General features: G+C 40.0%; 15 protein-coding genes. 7 read left to right on the forward strand and 8 right to left on the reverse strand.

What is annotated here, in order from left to right; genetic code table 11:
• Positions 1 to 134: 134 nt before the first annotated feature.
• A complete protein-coding gene (hetI, locus tag UYC_RS0132235; protein WP_016876509.1) occupies positions 135 to 854 on the reverse strand; it encodes a 4'-phosphopantetheinyl transferase HetI in 720 nt (239 codons plus the stop codon).
• Between the two features lie 216 nt (positions 855 to 1070).
• On the opposite strand from hetI, the gene devC reads away from it, so the two are divergent.
• On the forward strand, positions 1071 to 2237 hold the full coding sequence (devC, locus tag UYC_RS0132240) for an ABC transporter permease DevC (RefSeq protein WP_016876510.1): 1167 nt from the start codon (positions 1071 to 1073) through the stop codon (positions 2235 to 2237).
• A 40-nt stretch (positions 2238 to 2277) separates the two neighbouring features.
• Here devC and UYC_RS0132245 read toward each other — a convergent pair whose 3' ends face one another.
• Entirely contained in the window at positions 2278 to 2793 is a 516-nt protein-coding gene (locus tag UYC_RS0132245; protein ID WP_016879809.1) for a GNAT family N-acetyltransferase, read from the reverse strand.
• Between the two features lie 362 nt (positions 2794 to 3155).
• Here UYC_RS0132245 and UYC_RS0132250 point away from each other — a divergent pair, with 362 nt between their 5' ends.
• The 3 genes from UYC_RS0132250 to UYC_RS0132260 all read left to right on the forward strand — a co-directional run bounded on the left by UYC_RS0132250 (position 3156) and on the right by UYC_RS0132260 (position 4723).
• A complete protein-coding gene (locus UYC_RS0132250) occupies positions 3156 to 3362 on the forward strand; it encodes a hypothetical protein (protein ID WP_016876512.1) in 207 nt (68 codons plus the stop codon).
• 429 nt (positions 3363 to 3791) lie between these two features.
• Complete coding sequence (locus UYC_RS0132255; RefSeq protein WP_016876513.1) at positions 3792 to 4346, forward strand: methylmalonic aciduria and homocystinuria type D protein; 555 nt, start codon at positions 3792 to 3794, stop codon at positions 4344 to 4346.
• Between the two features lie 149 nt (positions 4347 to 4495).
• Positions 4496 to 4723 carry a hypothetical protein gene (locus UYC_RS0132260; protein WP_016876514.1) on the forward strand — a complete coding sequence of 76 codons (228 nt, stop codon included), beginning with the start codon at positions 4496 to 4498 and terminating at the stop codon, positions 4721 to 4723.
• 122 nt (positions 4724 to 4845) lie between these two features.
• Here the strand turns inward: UYC_RS0132260 and UYC_RS35910 are convergent, their stop codons facing one another.
• From UYC_RS35910 to UYC_RS38395, 6 genes are all read right to left on the reverse strand, one after another.
• The gene (locus UYC_RS35910) at positions 4846 to 5106 is read right to left on the reverse strand and encodes a hypothetical protein (protein WP_016876515.1); all 261 of its coding nucleotides are present in this window, start codon (positions 5104 to 5106) and stop codon (positions 4846 to 4848) included.
• A 245-nt stretch (positions 5107 to 5351) separates the two neighbouring features.
• Entirely contained in the window at positions 5352 to 6542 is a 1191-nt protein-coding gene (locus tag UYC_RS0132270; RefSeq protein ID WP_016876516.1) for a glycoside hydrolase family 10-like protein, read from the reverse strand.
• A 253-nt stretch (positions 6543 to 6795) separates the two neighbouring features.
• Complete coding sequence (locus tag UYC_RS0132275) at positions 6796 to 8283, reverse strand: aromatic ring-hydroxylating dioxygenase subunit alpha (protein WP_016879810.1); 1488 nt, start codon at positions 8281 to 8283, stop codon at positions 6796 to 6798.
• A gap of 216 nt (positions 8284 to 8499) precedes the next feature.
• Positions 8500 to 9135 (reverse strand): nuclear transport factor 2 family protein, encoded by a 636-nt coding sequence (locus UYC_RS0132280; protein WP_016879811.1) that lies wholly within the window; start codon positions 9133 to 9135, stop codon positions 8500 to 8502.
• A 525-nt stretch (positions 9136 to 9660) separates the two neighbouring features.
• Complete coding sequence (locus UYC_RS0132290) at positions 9661 to 15099, reverse strand: trifunctional serine/threonine-protein kinase/ATP-binding protein/sensor histidine kinase (protein WP_016879813.1); 5439 nt, start codon at positions 15097 to 15099, stop codon at positions 9661 to 9663.
• Between the two features lie 214 nt (positions 15100 to 15313).
• Positions 15314 to 15451 (reverse strand): hypothetical protein, encoded by a 138-nt coding sequence (locus tag UYC_RS38395; protein WP_157171297.1) that lies wholly within the window; start codon positions 15449 to 15451, stop codon positions 15314 to 15316.
• Positions 15452 to 15555: 104 nt separating this feature from the next.
• Here UYC_RS38395 and pstS point away from each other — a divergent pair, with 104 nt between their 5' ends.
• The 3 genes from pstS (at position 15556) to UYC_RS0132305 (ending at position 21702) form a co-directional block, all read left to right on the forward strand.
• On the forward strand, positions 15556 to 16656 hold the full coding sequence (gene pstS / locus UYC_RS0132295; protein WP_016876521.1) for a phosphate ABC transporter substrate-binding protein PstS: 1101 nt from the start codon (positions 15556 to 15558) through the stop codon (positions 16654 to 16656).
• A 198-nt stretch (positions 16657 to 16854) separates the two neighbouring features.
• Positions 16855 to 18849 carry a di-heme oxidoredictase family protein gene (locus UYC_RS0132300; protein WP_016876522.1) on the forward strand — a complete coding sequence of 665 codons (1995 nt, stop codon included), beginning with the start codon at positions 16855 to 16857 and terminating at the stop codon, positions 18847 to 18849.
• A gap of 180 nt (positions 18850 to 19029) precedes the next feature.
• Positions 19030 to 21702 carry a U32 family peptidase gene (locus tag UYC_RS0132305; RefSeq protein WP_016876523.1) on the forward strand — a complete coding sequence of 891 codons (2673 nt, stop codon included), beginning with the start codon at positions 19030 to 19032 and terminating at the stop codon, positions 21700 to 21702.
• The last annotated feature ends 79 nt before the right edge of the window (positions 21703 to 21781 follow it).

The following is a 21781-nucleotide window of genomic DNA, read 5'->3' on the forward strand; positions in this document are numbered from 1 at the left end:
TCGCGAGTTAACCACTCACCACTGTAAGTAAGGGCTGATTTTAACAATTATCTCTCTATAATGACGAAATATCTAAATAAACCCGCCCCTACCACTAACAAATGACTAATGACAAATGACTGTTGACTATTCCCTCAATATCGCCAGCACTTCAAATTAAATCTTGAACCAGCTACAGCAGTTGCAGCTACATAATTGTCAGCGGGTGTTAGCTCTACAAGACTCCATTCTTCATTGATGTTAAGCTTTGCTGGTGTTTCTGGCGTCAAGGAAATTTCAACTTCCTCCAAATGAGATATTCCTACTCCCGTTGCTTTTAAATACGCTTCTTTACAAGTCCAATAACGGAAAAATACCTGTTGCTGTGTGTCGGGAGGAAGCGATCGCACGACAGCATATTCTCTAGGTGCAAAAAACCTTTGAGCAAGGCTTTCTACATCACTTACAGAGCGGATATATTCTAAATCAACTCCGATGGGGCGGTGAGTCGTAACCGCACACAAAGCCAAATCTTGAGAGTGAGACAAGTTGAATGATACCTCGCTACAGGCAAATTTACCAGCTAATAATGGTTTGCCTTGAGCTTCATAGTCAAACTGTACTGCCTGCGGTTCTACATCCAAGTAACGTCCCAAAATAGCGCGGAGAATACCCCTACCTGCAATAAAACGCTCTCGATGTTGCTGGAAATAAAATCGATTAGCTCTTACAACTTCGTCACTAGAGAGAGTTGTCTGCAAACGTTCGAGTTCTAGTTGCGATCGCTCAAGCTCGATTCGCCAGATGTGAACATCATCAGGCAACAAAGTTAAATCAGTTGGAGCGGTAAACCACGCATGATTATCAAAAGTCATCAATTCATGAAATTTGGGATTTTGCAGTTTTTTTCAATTTCACATCAAAATTGCCAAAAAAGTACGTGGCGGATGTAAAGACTAGCTGATGTATTAGATTTAGGAGCAACTTATCTGTTATATACGTTATTCATCCTTGGCCTAGCTCTCCGGTTTTGAACCACTTTGGCAAGAGATATGTTAGCAGGACTTGTCCAAAAATGGGATCTCTGGTAAATGCTTCGCAAATGTTTTCGCACAACCCTCCTAGCATGGCGACAGTTGATCAAACAGAAGACTCGTCTTTTGATAGCAATAATAGGTATTGCCTTTGCAGATATTCTCATTTGTGCCCAGATGGGATTTGAAGCTTCGCTGTTCGAGAGTTCCACAGCACCACAAAGGATTCTCGATGCAGATTTGGTATTGGTAAACCCTCATTTTCAAAGTGTATATTCAGTCAAAAATATTTCCAGAGAGCGATTGTACCAGGCGTTAGGATTTGCAGGTGTAGAGTCGGTGAGTCCAATCTACATGGGTATAGGAAAATGGAAAAATCCTCAAACCTCGCGCACCCAGGCAATTTTGGTATTTGGTACCGATCCAAGAACTCAAGCATTTAAACTTCCTGAAGTTAATCAAAACCTCAGTCAACTGCAAAAGCTAAACACCATATTTTTTGATCGAGCTTCCTTGCCACAGTTTGGGCCGATCGCTAGTTTATACCAACAGCAAGCAATTGTTGAAGCGGAATTAAATGATGTTAATGTCCGGGTTACTGGTTTATTTACTTTAGGTGCGTCATTTGGTGCATACGGCAATGCCATTGCTAGCGATTCCACATTTCTACTTTTATTTAGCGATCGCCAACCTCGTGAAATTCAGATAGGTTTGATTAAGTTGAAACCTGATGCTGATGTACAACAGGTAGCAAAAAATTTATCAGCAGGTTTACCCGATGATGCGATCGTTCTTACTCCCCAAGGGTTTGCAGAAGCAGAAAAATCTTATTGGGCAAACACAACTCCCATTGGTTTTATTTTTGGTTTGGGTGTAATAGTTTCTTTTATTGTTGGCATCGTCATAGTGTATCAAATTATTTATGCCGATGTTGCCGATCATTTGCCAGAGTACGCTATGCTCAAGGCAATTGGGTATAGCGATCGCTATTTAGTACTCGTCCTCATCCAAGAAGCTTTACTATTAGCAGTATTAGGCTTCATTCCAGGATTTATAGTTTCAATTGGACTTTATCAAATAGCAGCTACTGCGACAATGCTACCAATTTTTATGACAGTCGAACGGGGTATCTCTGTATTTCTTTTAACAGTGATCATGTGCATGATTTCTGCGGTTAGTACGATGCGAAAAATGCATTCTGCCGATCCTGCTGATGTTTTTTAAAGGCAGTTTGAGTTCTAAGTAACTCGCAAGATTTCATAAATCAAATCAGATTGTTATATGTAACGTACAGCAGTGTCTGTATATTTCTATTTCGCTCATTGGCAAATTGCTTCACAAATTTCATGCCAATTTTCTCAGCCACTCGTCGCGAAGCAGCATGATTCCAAGGCATATTGGCATATAAACTATCCAGCTTGAGCTTTGTGAACGCGTAATCTTTGAGTGCAATCGCAACTTCTGTTCCATAACCGTATCCCCAAAATGGATTGTGAATTATATACTCCAAATCATTGAAAGGCTCACCTATTAATGTCGATTTCAAAATTCCAGCATCACCAATCAGCTCTCCGGTTTCTTTCAAAAAAACTTTATAGCGCCCAAATCCGTGCTGATTATAACTCTCTAAATTGCGTGCTATCCAGACCTCTACACCTTCTCGTGTAAAAGGCTGCGGCCAATAACGCATTGTGATTGGATCTGATAAAATCGCCAACAGCCTATCTACATCATCATTTTGGTAAAGATGAATCGTAAGATGTTGTGTCTCAAATAGCATATAAAAATGTTTATATTACGTCATTTATAAATATTCAATTCCTGCTCATAAATTTTCAGATTTCCTTAGAGATTTTTTCACCACTTTGCAAAATGGCGGATGATACGGGTAGTATTAGTATCAAATCGCAGAAAACTCTCTTCTCTAGCCCCTATTCTCAGGTGAATCAGAAGTCGTGGCAGTAATGGATAGATTGCCTCAGATATGGCGAGTCAGATTAGCAATTTTTGTAGGGTGGGCACTGGCTAACTTTCCTCAAACCCTTATTTTTACGTTCTAAAAAGTGCCCAACTTACGGTTTTAAAGTATTCTAAGGTATGGGGCAAGCTATTTTTTAACTAAAGTTATCGAGGAAATACAGCATGACTATTTGGGTAAACGAGCAAATTGATCCATCTGGCATGATTTATGCTTGTATTGCCTGCTGTAATGAGTCCCAAGCTAAAGATTGCCATGAGTCATTTCAAAAAAATTTGACTGAGACACAAAAGGCAGCTGGTTGGGTAGCGCAATTACGGACAGTTGATTCTTGGGATGAAGTTCCAGTAAATGCTTTAAAACTCGATTGATTGATTTTTACAGCAGAATTGAGGCTTCCGTTGTCACATATCAGTTATCATTTTTACGCAATCTTTTTACCAGACAAACCCCCAACTTTTTTGTAGCTGGGGGTTTTTCACATATACCAAAAACGTTGGGAGAGGTGATGGCATTTCTCTAAAATTATGCGATTCAAAATCCCCCTCCCTCTCAGGATAGAGTGGAAATTATTACGTATTCGTGATTAGAAGTCAAAGGGTAGTGGGGGGAATATAAATATATTGCCTAATTAATAGGTTAAGAAAATACAACAATCAGATTAAGAAATAATAAATAATTGATAATGACTTGAAATTAACTAGTTCTTGAATAGAAAAGAGATGATTTTGATGAAAGTAAAAGAGTTATTATCTAAGCATAGTAAAAATTTAAGACTTTGAAAAACACAAATAAGATTAATGAACTACCCAGTGGCTTACACTTCTGTTGCAGACTATCCCATTCATTTGATAGGCACAACCGCACAAGCAGTCGAAATTTCAATTCATTCTCCCAGTCAGTACATTTGTGCTAATTGCGAAAAAATTTTGCCGGATTGGAAAAATCAGCTTTCTTTTTGGGTAGTGATTGTTTTACAGCAATCTAAATACGAAATACTAGAAAGTAGCCCAGAAATAGAAGCAGAAAAACAAAGACTGCGGGAAAAATTTATGAAGTTTGGGCTTGATGTTGCTTTTGTTTTACGCGATCGCGGTTATTTAACAGACTTAATCGATCCCCGTACTGGCTATCCCCTGCTTTCTCGTCCAGGAAAATTTCCTCATGATGATACCGCAGTTGTAAAAGCTTTACTCGGTTATCCAATGATTAAAAATAAATGTCGCGTACTAGTGCATCCACGCTGGGGAATGGCTGTTTATCCCAGCATTTTGTTATCAGCAGCTCCCCCATTCATCATTGAGAGGGTAATCAAAAGCATGGCTTTCTCCCATGGCTGGAAGGAAAAAACTTAGAAAGGCTTCGCTCAGAACTTAATTTCGATATACATCTAAATTGTTAAATTTTGTAATATTTAAGATTTTCTTTAGATTTCATCGCTTAAGATTTTCTTTAGATTCTCAACAACATAATTATGTGTTGAGCCAGAGAAGGAGCGATGGTAATGAATGTATGCCCTGTGAACTCAAAAACATTACGTCAACTTTGGTTTGTAGTTGAACAAACTCAAACTAGTACTCTTCTCGGACTTGGTGATACGGATTTAGTGAAGCAGTTATTAGAACAGCTTGATAAAAAAGCCCTCAGCAGTGAAGAGACTAACACCCTGAGAGCCTATATTTCCTCTAAAACTTCATTAATACGCGATCTAGCCTTGGCACGTTTGGCATAAGGGCAGGTTGCCTAACCTTTACAAACGCAATTGCACTGCCTTGGCACTATTAATATCTCCCATCATCGTGACTTAAATTCTCCTAATCGCCTCAGCCCAACAAGCTGAGGTTTTTTGTTGTTCTAATAGCGATAAGTGCCTCTAAGGTGTTTTCTTGCTTGATATTCCCTTAAAGCACCATGGCTCAATAAAGTTCGTCCATTCCTTCTGATGGTGGGAATTTGTCCTTTTTGCAAAGCCATAAACAAATTGCTTTGATCTACACACAAGCGTCTAGCAGCTTCTAGAGGTGAAACACCATGTCTGTGCATACACTGTTGTCTTCCAGATCCTACACGCAAGCGTCTAGCTGCATTTCCAAGTAGAACATCGAGCTTGTGCATAATTTTATGTATTCCTGCCAATCTAATTAGATAGCCATCTAATTATAAGACAGGAAATTATAAAAAAATGATAAAAATTATGCAACAATTTGTTAACTGTTAGGAATTCCGTGATGCAACAGCCACCAGGCGGCAGCCCACCACTCTCGTTACCAGGTTCAACCTAGTAACGAGAATTAATAAAGTGCGATCGCATTTGGGTTTAGGGTTGGGTAAAGCGATCGCCTAACCCAACCAAAAGTCAATTAAATTCTGGCGCGAAGCGCGGGAGTGCGGAAGAGGTTTTTGAATGCAGCCACCCTTTGTGCAGGGGGTTCTGGTGTTGACTCCCAGAGGCTTTCGTAATAGAAGAAAGCCACACCCAAACCACGCTCTTGGGCATTGCGTACTTGGAACTGAATTTTTTGGATTGGAACTGGATTAGTTCGCAAACCTGCCATAATCCCAATACCAGTGGGAATTATTTTTTGTGCTTGTTGAATTTCTGGGCGAGAAATATTGGCGATAAAGTTTTGCATATTGGAACTATAGACTTGCATAATTAACTCGTCCACAATTCCCTGCTGTACCCAGTTCAACCAGTCTTGTAAGTGAAGTTTGTAAGCAAAGTCGTAATAATTGGGGGAAACGGAGAAAATTGCCTGAGGTTTTCTGGCTTTTACAGCTTTGTTAAGTTGCACCATAAAAGCCGTGATTTTATCTGCCCGCCAACGCACCCATTGTGAATCTTTAGGATTTGCCGGAGGATTTTTCTTGGTTTCTTGCTTGTATAAAGCAACCGTGTACTTATCGTAACCAAATTCGTGGGGCAAACTCATGTGATCGTCAAACTGAATGCCATCGACATCATAGTTAGTGACGATTTCCAGCACAAGATTGGTGATAAACTGTTGTACTTCTGGGTGGAAGGGATTGAGCCATACAACTTCACCAGCAGCACTAATCGAAGTTTTGCTACCATCCCGCTTTTGCGTCAGCCAATTCGGATGACTTAATGCCAACTCAGAAGTTTGAGGAGCCATGAAACCAAATTCAAACCAAGGAATCACAAGCAAGCCTTGGCGATGAGCTTGGGCAATCAGATCTGCAAGAATATCATGTCCGTCAGAGCCTCGAAACAAAAAGGGGATACCTTTTGTTTGTGCCACTGCACTAGGATACATTGTATAACCGGAGTTCCAGACTACGGGGTAGATTGTGTTGAAGTTCAACTGTCGCAGTTGGCTCACAGCATCCTTCACTTTTGCCCGATCCTTGAGCATATTAAAATCATTGTTTGTCATCCAAACACCCCGAATTTCTTGGCGAGGTATCTGAGCAATTGCTGGGGTAAAACTGTGTATGAAAATTGGTGTTAAAAATGATACTATTATCAGAAGCGGAAAAAAACTCTTCAGCGATCGCCGCCAACTGGGAAAAACTAAATGTAATTTCATTGGTTTGAATATTGCTTTAGCTACCCTGGCGTGCCATCGTATGCTTTGGTGAAGGAATCTACTAGTCATATAGTCTTCCAGTATTTATATTTACCAGATTCATTCCGTGCATATCGAATTGCTGCTTCAATACTTTTGAAGCAGATTTCTACGCATTATAAGTATTGACGTAGATAGCAGACATTAGTGCCCAATTTTACTTTTAAAGGAGGGAAATTACTCAATTAAGTCAGGTGGGCGATCGCCTAACAGCTCAATCATTGCGGGCGTGCTCAAACTCATAGACATAGAACAGCCGACTAAGTTTCTTGAGCAGATATCCTCCTGTTGCAAATAGGAATGCACCTGCAAACGCCCACCAAACAACTGCGGGAGGAATAACGGTTAAAAAAGATGCGTTGGTTTGTTCTAAAGTCGTTAACGCAACCTTAATAGCTAGCGATCGCGCATCTAAAATCACACCTAAACAAAAACAGGCGATCGCTGCCCCATAGGCAAATACAGTGAGACGATTTATATTTTTCAGAGCATCTTGACAAACTTTGCAATTCTGAGTGTGTGTTGTCCACACATCAAAGAGCTTCTGCTTGTCTAGTTCTTTAGCCGGAAGTTCAGAGCTAGATCTTGAATCCCAAGCTATACTACCACCCGCTCTTTGTTCCAGCCACTGGCGAAATGCAATCACCATTTTGTCTTGAGGATTGGGAGTATAGACAGCTTTTAGCCATTTGTCATTTCTCTGTTTACCTAAAATCTTCTCTTGATAATGGAGAAAAACCAAATCTTGGTGCAGAAACAAAGAAGCTAAGACGTGCCCCAACCAGATAGGCATCGGTAGCCCAAAGATTCCCAAACCTTTGGGTATTTTTCCAGCCTCATTCTTCACTAGAACTTGGCATCCAATATGACGGCACCAACCAGGGCGAGTCGGGGTAGCATATAAAGCTAAGATTAGCTTGCTGCCATCCTTGGAAGTGGAAACAATTCTCATGTGGCAGGGCGGCTGAAAATCATGAACTGCTTGTTCAATATTTGCAGCAGTTGGTATGATTTCAAAGGAGAAGCCTTCTTGAGTGGAAATCTCCCGGACTTTAATCATGTCATAGTATTTGGCATCCTGATACCGATTACCGACAAGCCCGTGGTGGGAGACAGGTACATGGGCGGGATCTGAGACATTTTCCATGAAAAAGTCCCATCCATACGGTAGATCGCGCACATTCCAAAACAGCTGCACTGCTCTGTCAGAGTTATCCCTAAGTTCTGGAATGATGCGTGGTGTGCGCTGCTGACTTTCAAGTTGGGCTTGAGTACCTGCCTCTGCCCACACCCACAATAGCCCTTGGCACTCTTGGGTTGGATAGACAACAGCACATGACTTCTGATTGGAGAGGTGTTTTGCTTCAGTTTGCTTGTCTTTTGACTGAGGAATACTGACACAACTTCCCTCAGAATTAAAGCGCCAGGCGTGGTAAGCACACATCAACGTGCCATCAGACTCAACTCGCCCTTCTGAAAGAGGAGCCAGTCGATGGGGGCAAAAATCTTCAAAACAACGCCATTTGCCAGAACCATCTCGCCATAACACTATATCTTTTCCCAATAACTGCAGAGCATGGGGGCGAGACGGATCTAAAAAATCTACCACTGCTACTGGATACCACTGCTTTGCCCATTGGAATAATTCTTCTTTTTCCCTCGTGTTACGCCTATCTCCTTCCAGGCTAGCTTCAGTAGTCACAGCTACCTCTTCGAGTTTTGTAGTTATATATGGATTTTATCTTTGTTAATAAATTTTAATACATTATATGTCTGGTGTTCATCTACACCTGATTTTAAATGCACTCATGAAGCCTATAGAGTGATAAAAAAGTTGCTGCTTGGCAACAGCAACTCATCACAGGCGATCGCTAACTGGTGCTTCACAACAACTTGTACTAGAGCCAGATCAAATCTTTTAAAGAGTTTTCCGGGGTATGTTTGGTTTATGCGGTTTTTCTGGTTTTTCTTTAGTGGTTGGGGAACTAAGATTCAAGAAATCGATAAGTTTGAGGGTACGACGACGAATTTTCCACTGCCCGTTTTCATTGATAACTTCATCTTCATAAGTACCATTGGCAACATCAATGCTGGTTTCTGAAAGTTTGTGAGTTGCGTGTAGATAAGAGGACATTGTTGCTTGACTGTTTTGAAGGGAAATGTTGATTGTACCGATCAGATGTTGAGTAGCTTGATATCCATTTGCTTGGAATACCGCATAGACGAAATCTGCCCACGCATCTGTACCAGTTCGTGTTTCACTTGCCCCATCAGGAAAAATAGCAGTGATCAGTGCATCCTGAGTAAAACAATCCCGATAAATATTCTTGCCTTCTTGGAGATCTCCTCTACCAATAGCGTCAGTTCCAAGTGCATAACAGACTGTTAATTTTTGAATTTCTAATTCTGCGTTAGGTTGAGTTGCACTTGCTAATTCAAACTTACCTCCAAGCAGTAAAACAAGAGCAACTGCAAGCGCAATTATGGTGATACGGTGCCAAGAAAACGAAATAACTTTTGAAATTAAACGTCTATTTTCTCTTCTTCTTTCCATAAAATTTCCTTTTTATTTTTGTTGTGTTTGCTATTTTGCACTTGTCAGAAATTAAATTTATATCTGAAATTTCTCTGAATTCCTCATAGATTAGGCTCAAGTTTAATTATGTTATTACCCAGGAAGCACTTTGATTGAGTAGTAATGCTAAATCTGAAATACAAATCTTTTTTGATAACCAATACAGATGAGATTAATTTATGATTGACAAGCTTTTAGCCTCTAGAAATAGAGGTAATACAAAAGCGGATTCGTATGAGATTATGCAAGCTTTACTCAACGAATTATTTATAGCAGATAAAAAATAAACTTATTGTTAACTTTAAGTAAGTTTATCTTAATATTTATTAGCTGAATTTTAGTAAATATATAAGTATTTACCACAAAAAAGACACAAATCCCCGACTTCTCTAAGAAGTCGGGGATCTTGTTTCTCACGAAAGACTTAGATTAAATAAAAAATTGGTTGATATCGATGTAATATCAATTCATCAAATCATCCTTGATGTGATTTCTCACACAAGCTTATTGAGAATATTCTTGCTCGGAAATGGGAATAGAAATCAAAAATTCTGTCCCTTGCCCCAAAACTGAATTACAAGTCAAGCTGCCACCGTGGTTTTCTACTATAATTTGCCGACTAATAGATAAACCTAACCCTGTACCTTTTCCTACTCCTTTAGTAGTAAACAAGTGGTCAAAAATACGGTATTTAACATCTTCTGTCATACCTGTGCCATTATCTTTAATTTCAATCACTACACTTTGATTATTTGCAGTTAGCTTAGTGTTAACAGTAATAGTATTGGGATTACCTGCTTTAATCTCAGCAAAACTACGACCACTATTTGCTTGTTCTAAAGCATCAATTGCATTTGCTAAAATATTCATAAATACCTGATTTAATTGTCCCAAATGACATTTTATTGATGGAAGAGTACCGTATTCTTTAATAACTTGAATTGCTGGGCGATCGGGATTAGCTTTCAAGCGATGCTGTAAAATCATCAAAGTGCTATCAATGCCTTCGTGGATATTAGCTAATACTTTAGAAGTATTATCAGCACGGGAAAAAGTACAGAGGGAAGTACTGATGTTGCGAATGCGTTGTGTACCCATTTTCATGCTATCAATCATCTTGGGTAAATCTTCTATCAGGTAATCTATATCTATTTCTTCAGCTTTATTCCTGATTTCAGTACCTGGCTCGGAGAATGTTTTTCGGTAAAGTTGTAAATAATTTATTAAATCAGTAAAACTATCTTTAGCTTGCTCAATACTGCCTGCAAGAAAACCAACTGGGTTATTTATTTCATGTGCTATTCCTGCAACTAAATTCCCAAGAGAAGACATTTTCTCACTTTGGATGAGTTGCAGTTGTGTCTCTTGCAAATCTTTGAAAGACTGTTCTAATTGTCTAGATTTGTCTTGCTCCCTTGCGTACAAGCGAGCATTCTCTATGGCAATAGCCATTTGAGAGACTAAGACTGTTAATATTTCCACTCTCTCGGAAATAAAAGCTCCTACCGACAACTTATTTTCTAAGTAAACAATACCTGTAAACTGTGATTTATAAATAATAGGTAAACACAAGATTGATTTTGGTTGATTTTTCTGAATAAAGGCATCAAAGTTAAAAGGTTCCGTAATTACTGCATCATTTAAAATAAGGTTTGCTTGAGTTCTGAAAACGTAATTAATAACAGAGATAGGTAAATCGTGACAGTTTCCCAAAGGAATAGATTGTAAAACTGTTACCACATCGTCAGTATTACCACCAGAAGCTTCTATATATAGTTCATTATCTCTAAGTAGCAGCAATACTGCTTTTTGTGCAGCAGCATTTTCTAATAAAATTTTGATTAACTTGCTCAATAAATTGTCTAAAACAATTTCATTAGTAATTGCCTGAGAAAACTTGACAAATGTATTAAAGTCGAGAAAATCACTCAAACCACTACTGGTAGTAGTGCTAGCAGCAATGTAAGTTGAATCTAATTTTAAAGTATGATTTTCAGTAGTGTTTGTTTGTTTGACTAGAAAAGGATATTTTGATTCTAAGTGCTTAACTTTAGCGATCGCTCCCCAGCGAACATAGGCATAATAGGCTTTAGTTATATAAGTTTGACAAATTAATTCTTTACCTAAAGATTGATAAAATTCTCCTGCTAACTCATAGGCTAAAGCTTCTTCTTGCAGATAACCATTTTCTTTAGATTTAGCGATTGAAGCCTCATAATAGTCCATCGCCTCAAGTTTTTTACCTAAAACCCTATATAGTTCTGCCTCTACTAAATAAAATTTATTTAAGTGATTCATTGGAGCATGAGTTGCCCAAAGTTCCATTTTTTGTTGATTAGCTCGTACTTTTTCAAGAATAGATTGTTGCTCAACTTCTTTCGCACCAGGATAAATTGCTAGTTGCACTAAAGAATCATAAAAATAAAATACAGGCACAACAAACAGCCCTATAACTCCACCTAAAGATTTTTCTGCCATTGCAGCATTTTCTCTAGCTTGACAGTACTTTCCAAACAAGTAAGAGAGCATGAGCTTATTGACAAATAGGTGGTTAATTGTGTATTGGTCATTAAATTGCTCATGTATTGGTAGCATATTTTGCTCATTATAAGCTTCTCCAACTAAACAGCAGACATTTTCTAAATTTCCTTGCAAATTCCTAACTGTTTGCAAATATATTTGGTTCCAAGTTAAAGCTACTTGTTGCTTAATTTTTTTCAGTGATTCACAGTAAGCGACAAGTTCTTTTTCTAAAGAGCAAAGCTCAATACCGAGCCAAAATGAATGATAGGGATAAATGTAAGCACAATAGCCAGCATATTCTAAATCTCCAGCTTCTAATCCGCTAGAATACCCTGTCTTAGCTGTTGAGAATGTCTTGCTAATATGCTCTTGCCAATGCATAATATGGGCACTAACAACTGTGAGAATCTTTGCCTTGACTTCTTCAGCATTAAATCGTGACACCAGATTTAATGCTAATTTGCCAAATTCACAGCCAGAATCAATTTTTCCTTGAACTCCACAAAGAATTAACCCATAAAGACTGTAACCATAGGCAGATACAGCCGTATTACCGTACTGTAAGGACAAATTCACCATTTCGCAGGCAATAATTGGCATCATTGCGGGAGCCGTTTGAAAAGCAGCTGGAAGAACTCCCATTAAAATTCTCATGGCTGCTATCTTTTGATGATCGGTCATTTGAGGTAAGTTAATTAAATTGGCGATCGCTTTCCCTTGCAAATGAGTCGTGATTTTATCCATCCCTTGCTGAATATCAGACGCTGTTGGCTGATTTGGAAAATTTATTCCTAATAATTGCAAAATTTGTAGTGCTAGCTGAATAGCTTCAAGTTGTTTGCTCTGAACTATAGAAGCGATAATCTGCACTTCATAAACTTTGACTTTATCTAGTAAAGATTTGGCGTTTTGCAGCACCACATCAGCCCATAGTTGCATCTGCTCAAAATTGCCACTAAGATATGCTACTTCTGCTCCTCCTGCATATAAACCTATAGTTAAGTTATATTCAGTTTGCCAAGCATCTATACTTAAAATTTCTATTCCTGTTTTTAAGTATTTAAGAGCAGCTTCGTAAGCTGTAGAAGCTTTTGCCTTTCGTCCTGCAATTAAATTTAGTCTTGCCAATTCAGTTTTTTCAAATTGCGCAATCAAGTCAACAATACCTATATTTAACTGATTAACAATATCAAAAATATTGGCTTCTATTTCCTGCTTTGGTGTATTTTGCAAAAGTAATTGACCGATTTTGAGATGAGTAGCCTGTTTCTGATTTTCTGGAATTAATGAATAGGCTGCTTGTTGCACCCGATCATGCAAGAATTTATAACCTACTCGTGAAGTGTCAAAATCAAAATCAATCTCTTCTTCTTGGTTAAAAGCTAAGGGAATACGATAAGCATCATTTAAAGGTAATATTAACCCTGCTTGTAAAGCCGAATATAAATCGGTTGCTGTCACAGCAGGTGATTTTTCATTAATTATCGATAAAACATCTAAACTAAATTTATCACCGACACAAGCCGCCAACTTTAACACATCCTGAGTTACTATGGGTAGCTTTTCAATTCTACTAGCAACAAGATCAACCACATTCTTATCAGTAATTCCAATTGCTTGAATTTCTTCTATACTCCATTGCCACTTAGCACTCTCAAAGCCAAAATTCAAGAGCTTATCTTGATAAAGTGCTTGAAGTAATTGTGTAATAAAAAATGGATTTCCACTTGTTTTGTAATAAATTAATTCGGCAAGTTGTAATATTTCATTTTTAAATTTTTTTGAATTATTCTCTTGCAAAAATAAACTTTCTTTTAACGTTTCAGTCATTAACTGAGTTACATTTTCTAATTTTAAAGGTTGCAACACAATATTATTAACTACTGTGCCAGCCTTTTTAATTTCCTCTACTGTTTGGATAAAAGGATGTGTGGGACTAACTTCATTATCCCGATATGCCCCAATGAATAATAGATATTTGCTGCGGGCATCCGTCATTAATTTTTGCATTAAATTTAATGTCGCTGAATCTGCCCATTGTAAGTCATCTAAAAATATGACTAAGGGATGTTCTTTTTGAGTAAAGACTTGAATAAATTCTTCAAAAACTCGATGAAAACGATTTTGAGATTCTATTGCTCCTAATTGAGCAACCTCTGGTTGTTGACCAATAATTAATTCCACTTCTGGAATAACATCAGTAATGACTTTCCCATTTGTCCCTAACGCAGTTAATATTTTCTGACGCCATTTTTCTATTTGCTCGTTATTCTCTGTCAGCAAACATCGCATCAGATAAGTAAAAGCTTGAATTAATGAAGCATAGGGTATATTCCGTTTTAATTGGTCAAATTTACCGCAGATAAAGTAACCTTGTCGGTAAGTAATCGGTTTATTCACTTCATTGACTAAAGCTGATTTGCCAATGCCAGAATAACCAGAAACCAGAATCATTTCACTAGTCCCTGATGTAACGCGTTCAAATGCAGCCAACAATTCATCAACTTGTTTTTCGCGCCCGTATAGTTTTTGTGGTATTAATAACTGACTTAAAACATCTAACCTTCCTGGAACAAAACCAGTAATTTCACCCTTTATTTCTAGCTGATTGAGACATAATTCTAAATCTGCCAATAATCCAGCAGCACTTTGATATCTATCTTCCGCATTTTTTGCCATCAGCTTCAAAATAATTTCTGCAATGGAGGTAGGAATATTTGGATTTACTAATTGTGGATTTGTTGGTTGAACAGCAATGTGACTGTAAACTATCTCTAGAGGATCTTGGCTAAAAAATGGAAGTTTTTTAGTAAAAATTTCGTATAAAGTTACACCAAGAGAATAAAAATCCGTGCGGTAATCAAGAATACGATTCATTCTCCCTGTTTGTTCGGGAGACATATAAGCAAGTGTGCCCTCAACGGAGTTGGTGTTAGTAAATTGAGGGTTTTCTTTGTTGAGGCGGGAGGCTATACCAAAATCAGTGAGCTTAACAATACCTGTTTGGGAGTTAATGATGATGTTACTGGGTTTGATATCTTTATGAATAATCTGATTTTTATGCAAATAATCTAAAGCTTTAGTTAATTGAATAGCAAGATTTAAAGATTTAACTAATTCAAGCTTTTCTGTTTCTATTATTTGTGCTAAAGACTGACCTTCAAAGTCTTCCAATAATAACCCGACACGATTATCAAATGTCTCTAGACTAATTGCTTTGACTATGTTGAGATGGTCTAAATCTTGCTGAATTTGATACTCATTTTTAAGGCGAGTAAAAGCTTCAAGTGTTGGATATTGATTTTTAAGAAGCTTAAGGATAAAGCGCTGTTGTGTATTTGGGATTTGTATTTGATAGATAATGGTTTGGATGCCTTCGTAAAGAGTAGAGTTGATTTGGTATCCAGTTAGATTTGGCATTGTTGTTAACTATAAATTTACAAAAATTAGACTAATTCCTTTTCTTGTCGTGAAAAGGCTCTCATATGATTATTCCCAAGGGTTAAAAGATTATTATCATTAAGTAGTTGCATACCGAGTGGTTGTAAGCAAAACCAGGTACTGCCTTGGTAAAGGCACTCAGGTATGTAAACTTTATGTCATTGTCACTTTCTAATCACATTTGCTCTCAACACTAAGAGTGTTGAGAGTAATCAGTAAAAATACCCCAGGTATGAACGCCATTTTTGAAGAATTTATCCGGGCGATCGCCTAACAACGGCGCTGGATGAACGGTGCCAGCATTCTTATTGTGCTGGTTTGACAGCCTCACTCTCAAGCTGCCTTGTGCAAAAAGGTGCAATTGTAGTTTTGTTAACGATAAATATCAAACTTTAAGCGATAGCAAACTTAATTAATTTTGAGGCAAGCATAACAATGTACTTGAACTTCTTTGGCTTTCATGTCAATCATTGGACAGCTTCTGTTGCTTTCACTGCCCTAGCAACTGGGTTAGTCTCTTGCCAACCTCAAAGCCCAACTGCAACTGCTCCTGGGACACCTGGCGCTCCCGGTGAAACAATATCCATTAGCGGTGCAGGTGCCTCATTCCCGGCTCCTTTGTATCAGCGCTGGTTTGCTGAATACAATAAGCAAAATCCCAATATCCAAATTAGTTATCAGTCAGTTGGAAGTGGTGCTGGGGTGAATCAGTTTTTGGCACAGACTGTGGATTTTGGAGCTACTGACGCACCACTCACCCAACAAGAACGTGAGAAGTTTCCCGCACAACGGGGACGCCCAATTCAATTGCCAATGACTGGTGGAGCACTTGTCTTTGCCTACAACCTCCCTGGGGTAGATAATCTACGACTATCTCGACAAGCATACTGTGGGATTGTTCAAGGCGATATCAAAACTTGGAATGACCCTCAAATAGCACAGCAAAATCCTGGTGTCAACTTACCCAATACTCCAATTTCTTTCATCCATCGTTCTGATGGCAGCGGAACAACTTTTGTGTTTACCAATCACCTCCAAGCTGCCTGTCCTCAGTGGCAAGCAGGTGCTGCTAAATCTGTGTCATGGCCGACAGGTCTTGGTGCTAAAGGAAATGAAGGTGTTACCGCTCAAGTTCAACAAACTCAAGGGTCAATTGGTTATGTAGAATTCGCCTATGCTAGGGAAAACAAAATGCAAATGGCTGCAATCCAAAACCAAGCAGGTAATTATATTACGCCCGAACCAGGTTCAGCTGCTACTGCAATTGAAGGCGCTCAGATTCCTGAAGATTTTGCACTCCTAGTCCCAGATCCAAAGGGAGAGCAAGCTTATCCAATTGTTGGTTTAACTTGGTTGCTGTTATACGAGCAGTATGATAATCCTGCTAAAGCAGAAGCACTGAAAAACGCAATCCAGTGGGCTTTGACTCAAGGCGATAAGTATGCTGAAGAATTGGGCTATTTGCCTTTGCCTGATGACGTTTCACAAAGAGTAATTGCAGCTTTAGACACAATTAAAGTGGCTCAAGGGCAATAAGTATAGAAGTTATCGTTACCAGGTTGAACCTGGTAACGAGGGTTTGTGGGCTTGCTTCTAGGTTGATGGAACTGATGCAAGATGTGAATCTATCCAACAGTGGCTCAAAATTTCACAAATGAGAATGGAATATCAACACAACAAATAATAGCAAGGATTCGCTGTAGCAATTGATCTTCAAAACACAGTGAAAAAGCCATGCGATTACGCGGCATAATTGTCTTAATCTCTTTACTTCTGTTTGTTGGCTTTTTGGGTTTTCAATTAGAGCTAAGTTTGCCCGGAAAATCCCCTTCAGTCAACAATACTTATACTCCACTGACAAAATCTGCACCCAGAGGAGTTGGCTCCTATGACGTGCTGGGTTATGTAGTTAGTAAAGAAGAAGCGAATAAGTTTCTACAAACAGAAAAAGGACGTGAAGCTCTTTCTTCAGAGAATGGTGCAGTTGAAATTACTGAAGAGTTAATCGACCTTGGACGTGATGCTTTTTATCAAGAAACCTTTGGCAATGAATATCTGTTTACTGATATAGTTGGCATTCTGGATGGCCCTATCAATTTAGGTAGCATCACCAAAGCAATATTAGCTCTCAAGGGCAAACAAACCACTAACCTTCAGATTCCCTTAGAACAAGATATCACTGTAGGCGATCGCACTTTTCCAGCAGGTACGTTACTCAATACTGGTTTAGATGTAGCTAAGGGTTCCTTGTTTCCTTTAGGAATTACCCTAAAAATCGACCATGTTCAACCGCGAGTCGGTATTACCTGTGCTTTATGCCATGCCACAGTCAATCAAGAAACTGGACGTATACTAGAAGGCGCGATTAATACAGACGTTAATTTGGGGCCATTGATTGCAATGGCTAGTAATTCAGCTGCTCTGTTCCGGCAGACAGATGTCAATCCAACAAAAATACCACCTGGACAGCATACCTACATCAACAAGAACGGAGAAACAGCACTTCTTCCAGACTCAAAAATCATGGAAGACGAAGTAGATAAAGCGATTCTATCCTGGCCCCCTGGTAACTTTGTTTCTAATGGCGATCTAAAAAATAACTCGGCTCAGATCCCATCTTCTTATACCCACGATTCTTGGCCTTATGCTTGGAGTGGTGTTGCTTCCATTGGTTGGTTCCACGGACTAACCACATTAAATAATGCCGTATTTGGGTTAAATGCAGATCCAACAACAACAGCGGATGCCAGCGAAATGGTATTAGGCATTGATAAAGAAATCTATCTGGGGACAATGCTGCAAAACGCTTCCAAATCTGAATTTCGTCTTCCAGAAGGAACACAACCCTGCAAATTTTTAGACAAGGTAGATCCTACACCTGGGGAACCTGGAATCAACAGTACTATTCGGATGCCAGAATATCCCAAAGGTTCGCTGTTCATGCAAAATGGATTAATGGCAGTAACTCCTGGTTTACCTGTGGCTGCTCAACTCAATGGTATGTCGGCTTGGCAAAATACCTTAGCACCACCGCCTCACGAAGCTGCCGATTTTGCAACTCTCCAGCGCGGAGCAAAGATTTTTACACAGGCTAATTGTAATGATTGCCATAGTGGTAGGTACTTTACCAACCATAAAGTAATTTCTGTGCAAGAGGTAAAAACTCAAGGCAACCGAGCACCAGCATCGCAGTCCTTTGCTGAAGTGTTTGCGCCACCAGACACTTATCCAAGTAACGTGCCTGTACCATTGCCATCTAATCCACCTGTACTATCAATACCCACAGATATCACACCCCAGGAAGATATTGAGCTAGCCTATGCTATTAGCGATCCTGCTGGTGGCTATAAAGTACCAAACTTGATTGGGCTTTACCTGAGTGCGCCTTATCTTCATGATGGTGGTGTTGCAGCTAGCTCAGATGCCTTCAAGCAAGATGAAAACGGACACTTTGTCGTTGCTAACCCTGAACAATTAGGCATGGCAGGAACTTTGATGCGTGGGATTTCACCAGATGCCGAATCTAGCTTGCGATCGCTAGTTGATCGTAACCTGCGTGAGCCTATGGTTGCAGCTAACAAAGCAAATTCCAACTTACAGCGATCAAATATAACCGGTCAAGGACACCCCTACTGGGTTGATCAACAAGCAGGTTTTACTACACAACAGCAAACCGACTTGATCAAATTCCTGCTCTCAATTGACGATGATCCAGCCGTGCTACCTTAAACATCGCCCCCGCTCAAAATAATCAATCCCCCTGCTCTCCTCAAAACAGAAAGCACAGGGGGATTATTGTCGCAGGGAACAGGGAACAAGTTAGCGATCGCCCTGTTTAATTTCCCCACACCATCACCCCTCAGCAACGATAAAATCACTCTTGGTGACACTTATCCTGCCTGAGTAACGATGAAAGCCGATATCCAACTTACCGAAACCACCCAATCTACCTTCCAACGCCCCGAACTGCTCGCCCCCGCAGGTAATTGGGAATGTGCCAAAGCAGCCGTAGAAAATGGTGCAGATGCAATTTACTTCGGTTTGGATCGGTTCAATGCACGGATGCGAGCAGAAAATTTTACTGAGGCAGATTTGCCGGAATTAATGGAGTATTTGCATCGTCGCGGTGTAAAGGGGTATGTCACGCTCAATACGCTCATCTTTCCTCAAGAATTGAGAGAGGCAGAACAATATATCCGTTCGATTATTGCAGCAGGTGTAGATGCGATAATTGTCCAAGATCTAGGTATTTGTCGTCTCATTCGTCACCTTTCTCCTGATTTTCCCATTCATGCCTCTACGCAAATGACTATTACAAGTACTGCAGGTGTGGAATTTGCGGAATCAGTTGGGTGTAATTTAGTTGTGCTTGCCCGTGAGTGTTCTTTAAATGAAATCAACAAAATTCAAAGCCAATTGGCGTATAGGGAAGCGTCGCTTCCTTTGGAAGTTTTTGTTCACGGGGCGCTGTGCGTAGCTTATTCTGGGCAGTGTCTCACAAGTGAAGCTCTGGGAGGACGTTCTGCTAATCGGGGCGAGTGTGCTCAAGCTTGCCGGATGCCCTATGAGTTAATTGCAGACGGAGAAGTTGTGAATTTGGGCGATAAAAAATATCTCCTCAGTCCCCAAGATTTGGCAGGCTTAGATGTTTTGCCTAATTTAGTAAAGTCTGGAGTAAGCAGTCTCAAAATTGAAGGGCGGTTGAAGTCTCCAGAGTATGTTGCTAATGTCACTCGTGTTTATCGGCAAGCGCTGGATCGGGTGATGGAAGAAAGGCAGACGGCAGACGGCAGTAGACGCGGTAGACGCGAAGCGGCTTCCGAAGGTACGGCTTCCGTAGGTAGGCAGAAGGAAGAAGACATAAGGCAGACGGCAGACGGCAGATGGCAGAAGGAAGGAAAGGAAAATAGCTTGATTCCCGCGTTTTCTCAGGAACACTACAATTTGGAAATGGCTTTTTCTCGCGGGCTTTATACTGGATGGTTCCGTGGAATTAACAATCAGGAATTGGTTCACGCCCGTTTTGGGAAAAAGCGTGGTGTTTACATAGGAGAGGTAATCCGGATTGGAAATGACCAAGTAACTGTGCAAACGCAAGTACCAGTCAAGCCTGGAGATGGTGTAGTTTTTGACAGCGGGCATCCAGAGGCAAAGGAAGAAGGCGGTCGTATATATGCGGTACAAATGAAGGGTAAGGAAGTGGTGCTGACGTTTGGGCGGCGCGATTTGAATTTGCGGCGGGTGCATATCGGCGATAAGGTTTGGAAAACCAGCGATCCGGAACTTGATAAGCAATTACGTCAGAGTTTTGCTGGGGATACACCACAATTTCAGCGTCCGATTAATATCGAAGTGCATGGAGAAGTTGGGCAAAATTTAATTGCGATCGCTCGTGATGAAATTGGTCACGTTGTTGAAGTAGAATCTTCAATGCCACTGGTAGAAGCACATACCAAACCCCTGACTTTAGAACGTTTGCAGGAACAATTTAGTCGTCTTGGCAATACTCCTTTCTGTTTGGGCAATTTGTCAAATCACTTAAATGGAAATGTGATGTTGCCCGTGAGTGAGTTAAATCGAATCCGGCGGGAAATTGTCGCGCAGTTGGAAGAATTGCGAAGTCAACCTAAACGCTGGCAAATAAACCCCTATGCTTCTTTGAAAGACTTACTTCCCTCCTCCTTACCTAATTCCTCAAGCACTCCATCTCTTATAGTGCTGGTACGAAATCTTCAGCAACTCCAAGCTGCACTCCAAACAGGAATTGAGACAATTTATTGTGAATTTGAAGATCCCCTCAAGTATCGTGAAGCGGTGCAGATGGTACGGCAGCAAGGGGAGCAGGGGAGAAAAAATTCTTCTACCATCTGGGTAGCGCCTCCCCGCATTACTAAACCAGGAGAAAACTGGATTTTGCAGCAGGTGCGTTCCTCTGAGGCGGATAGATATTTGGTGCGGAATTACGATCAATTGCAGTTCTTTGCCGAAGCTCGTTGCATTGGAGATTTTTCTCTCAATGTTGCCAATCCCTTAACAGCAGATTTGTTTAAAAATCACTTTGGTTTGGAACGCTTAACAGCATCCTACGATTTGAACATTAGCCAACTGGGAGACTTGCTGAAGAGTTCTCCTCCTGACTGGTTTGAGGTGACAATTCATCAGCATATGCCGATGTTCCACATGGAACATTGTGTATTTTGTGCTTTTCTATCTACAGGGACAGATTTTCGCAATTGTGGACGACCATGTGAAAAACATGAGGTAAAATTACGTGTTCGCGGAGCGTTTCCGAAGGAATCTCGCATTGGCACAGAACATATACTTCATGCTGATGCTGGTTGTCGAAATACAGTATTTAATGGCACAGCTCAAACTGGGGCAGAATACGTACAGCATCTTATCAGGCTTGGATTGCGGCACTTCCGGATTGAATTTTTGAATGAGACTCATGAGCAGGTGACTCAAACGATACATCACTACCAGCAATTACTGCGAGGCGAGTTGACAGGTTCTCAACTGTGGCGCGATTTGAAGTTGCAAAATCAATTAGGTGTAACTCGTGGTTCTGTAATTCATCGGTGAAACTTGTTTTAGCTTTATGCCTATTTGGTGTTTTGTTACTTAGTACAGTTTTGCTGTAGCGTTTTGAAACGCAGAGGTA

Source organism: Chlorogloeopsis fritschii PCC 6912, assembly GCF_000317285.1.
Lineage (GTDB): Bacteria > Cyanobacteriota > Cyanobacteriia > Cyanobacteriales > Nostocaceae > Chlorogloeopsis > Chlorogloeopsis fritschii.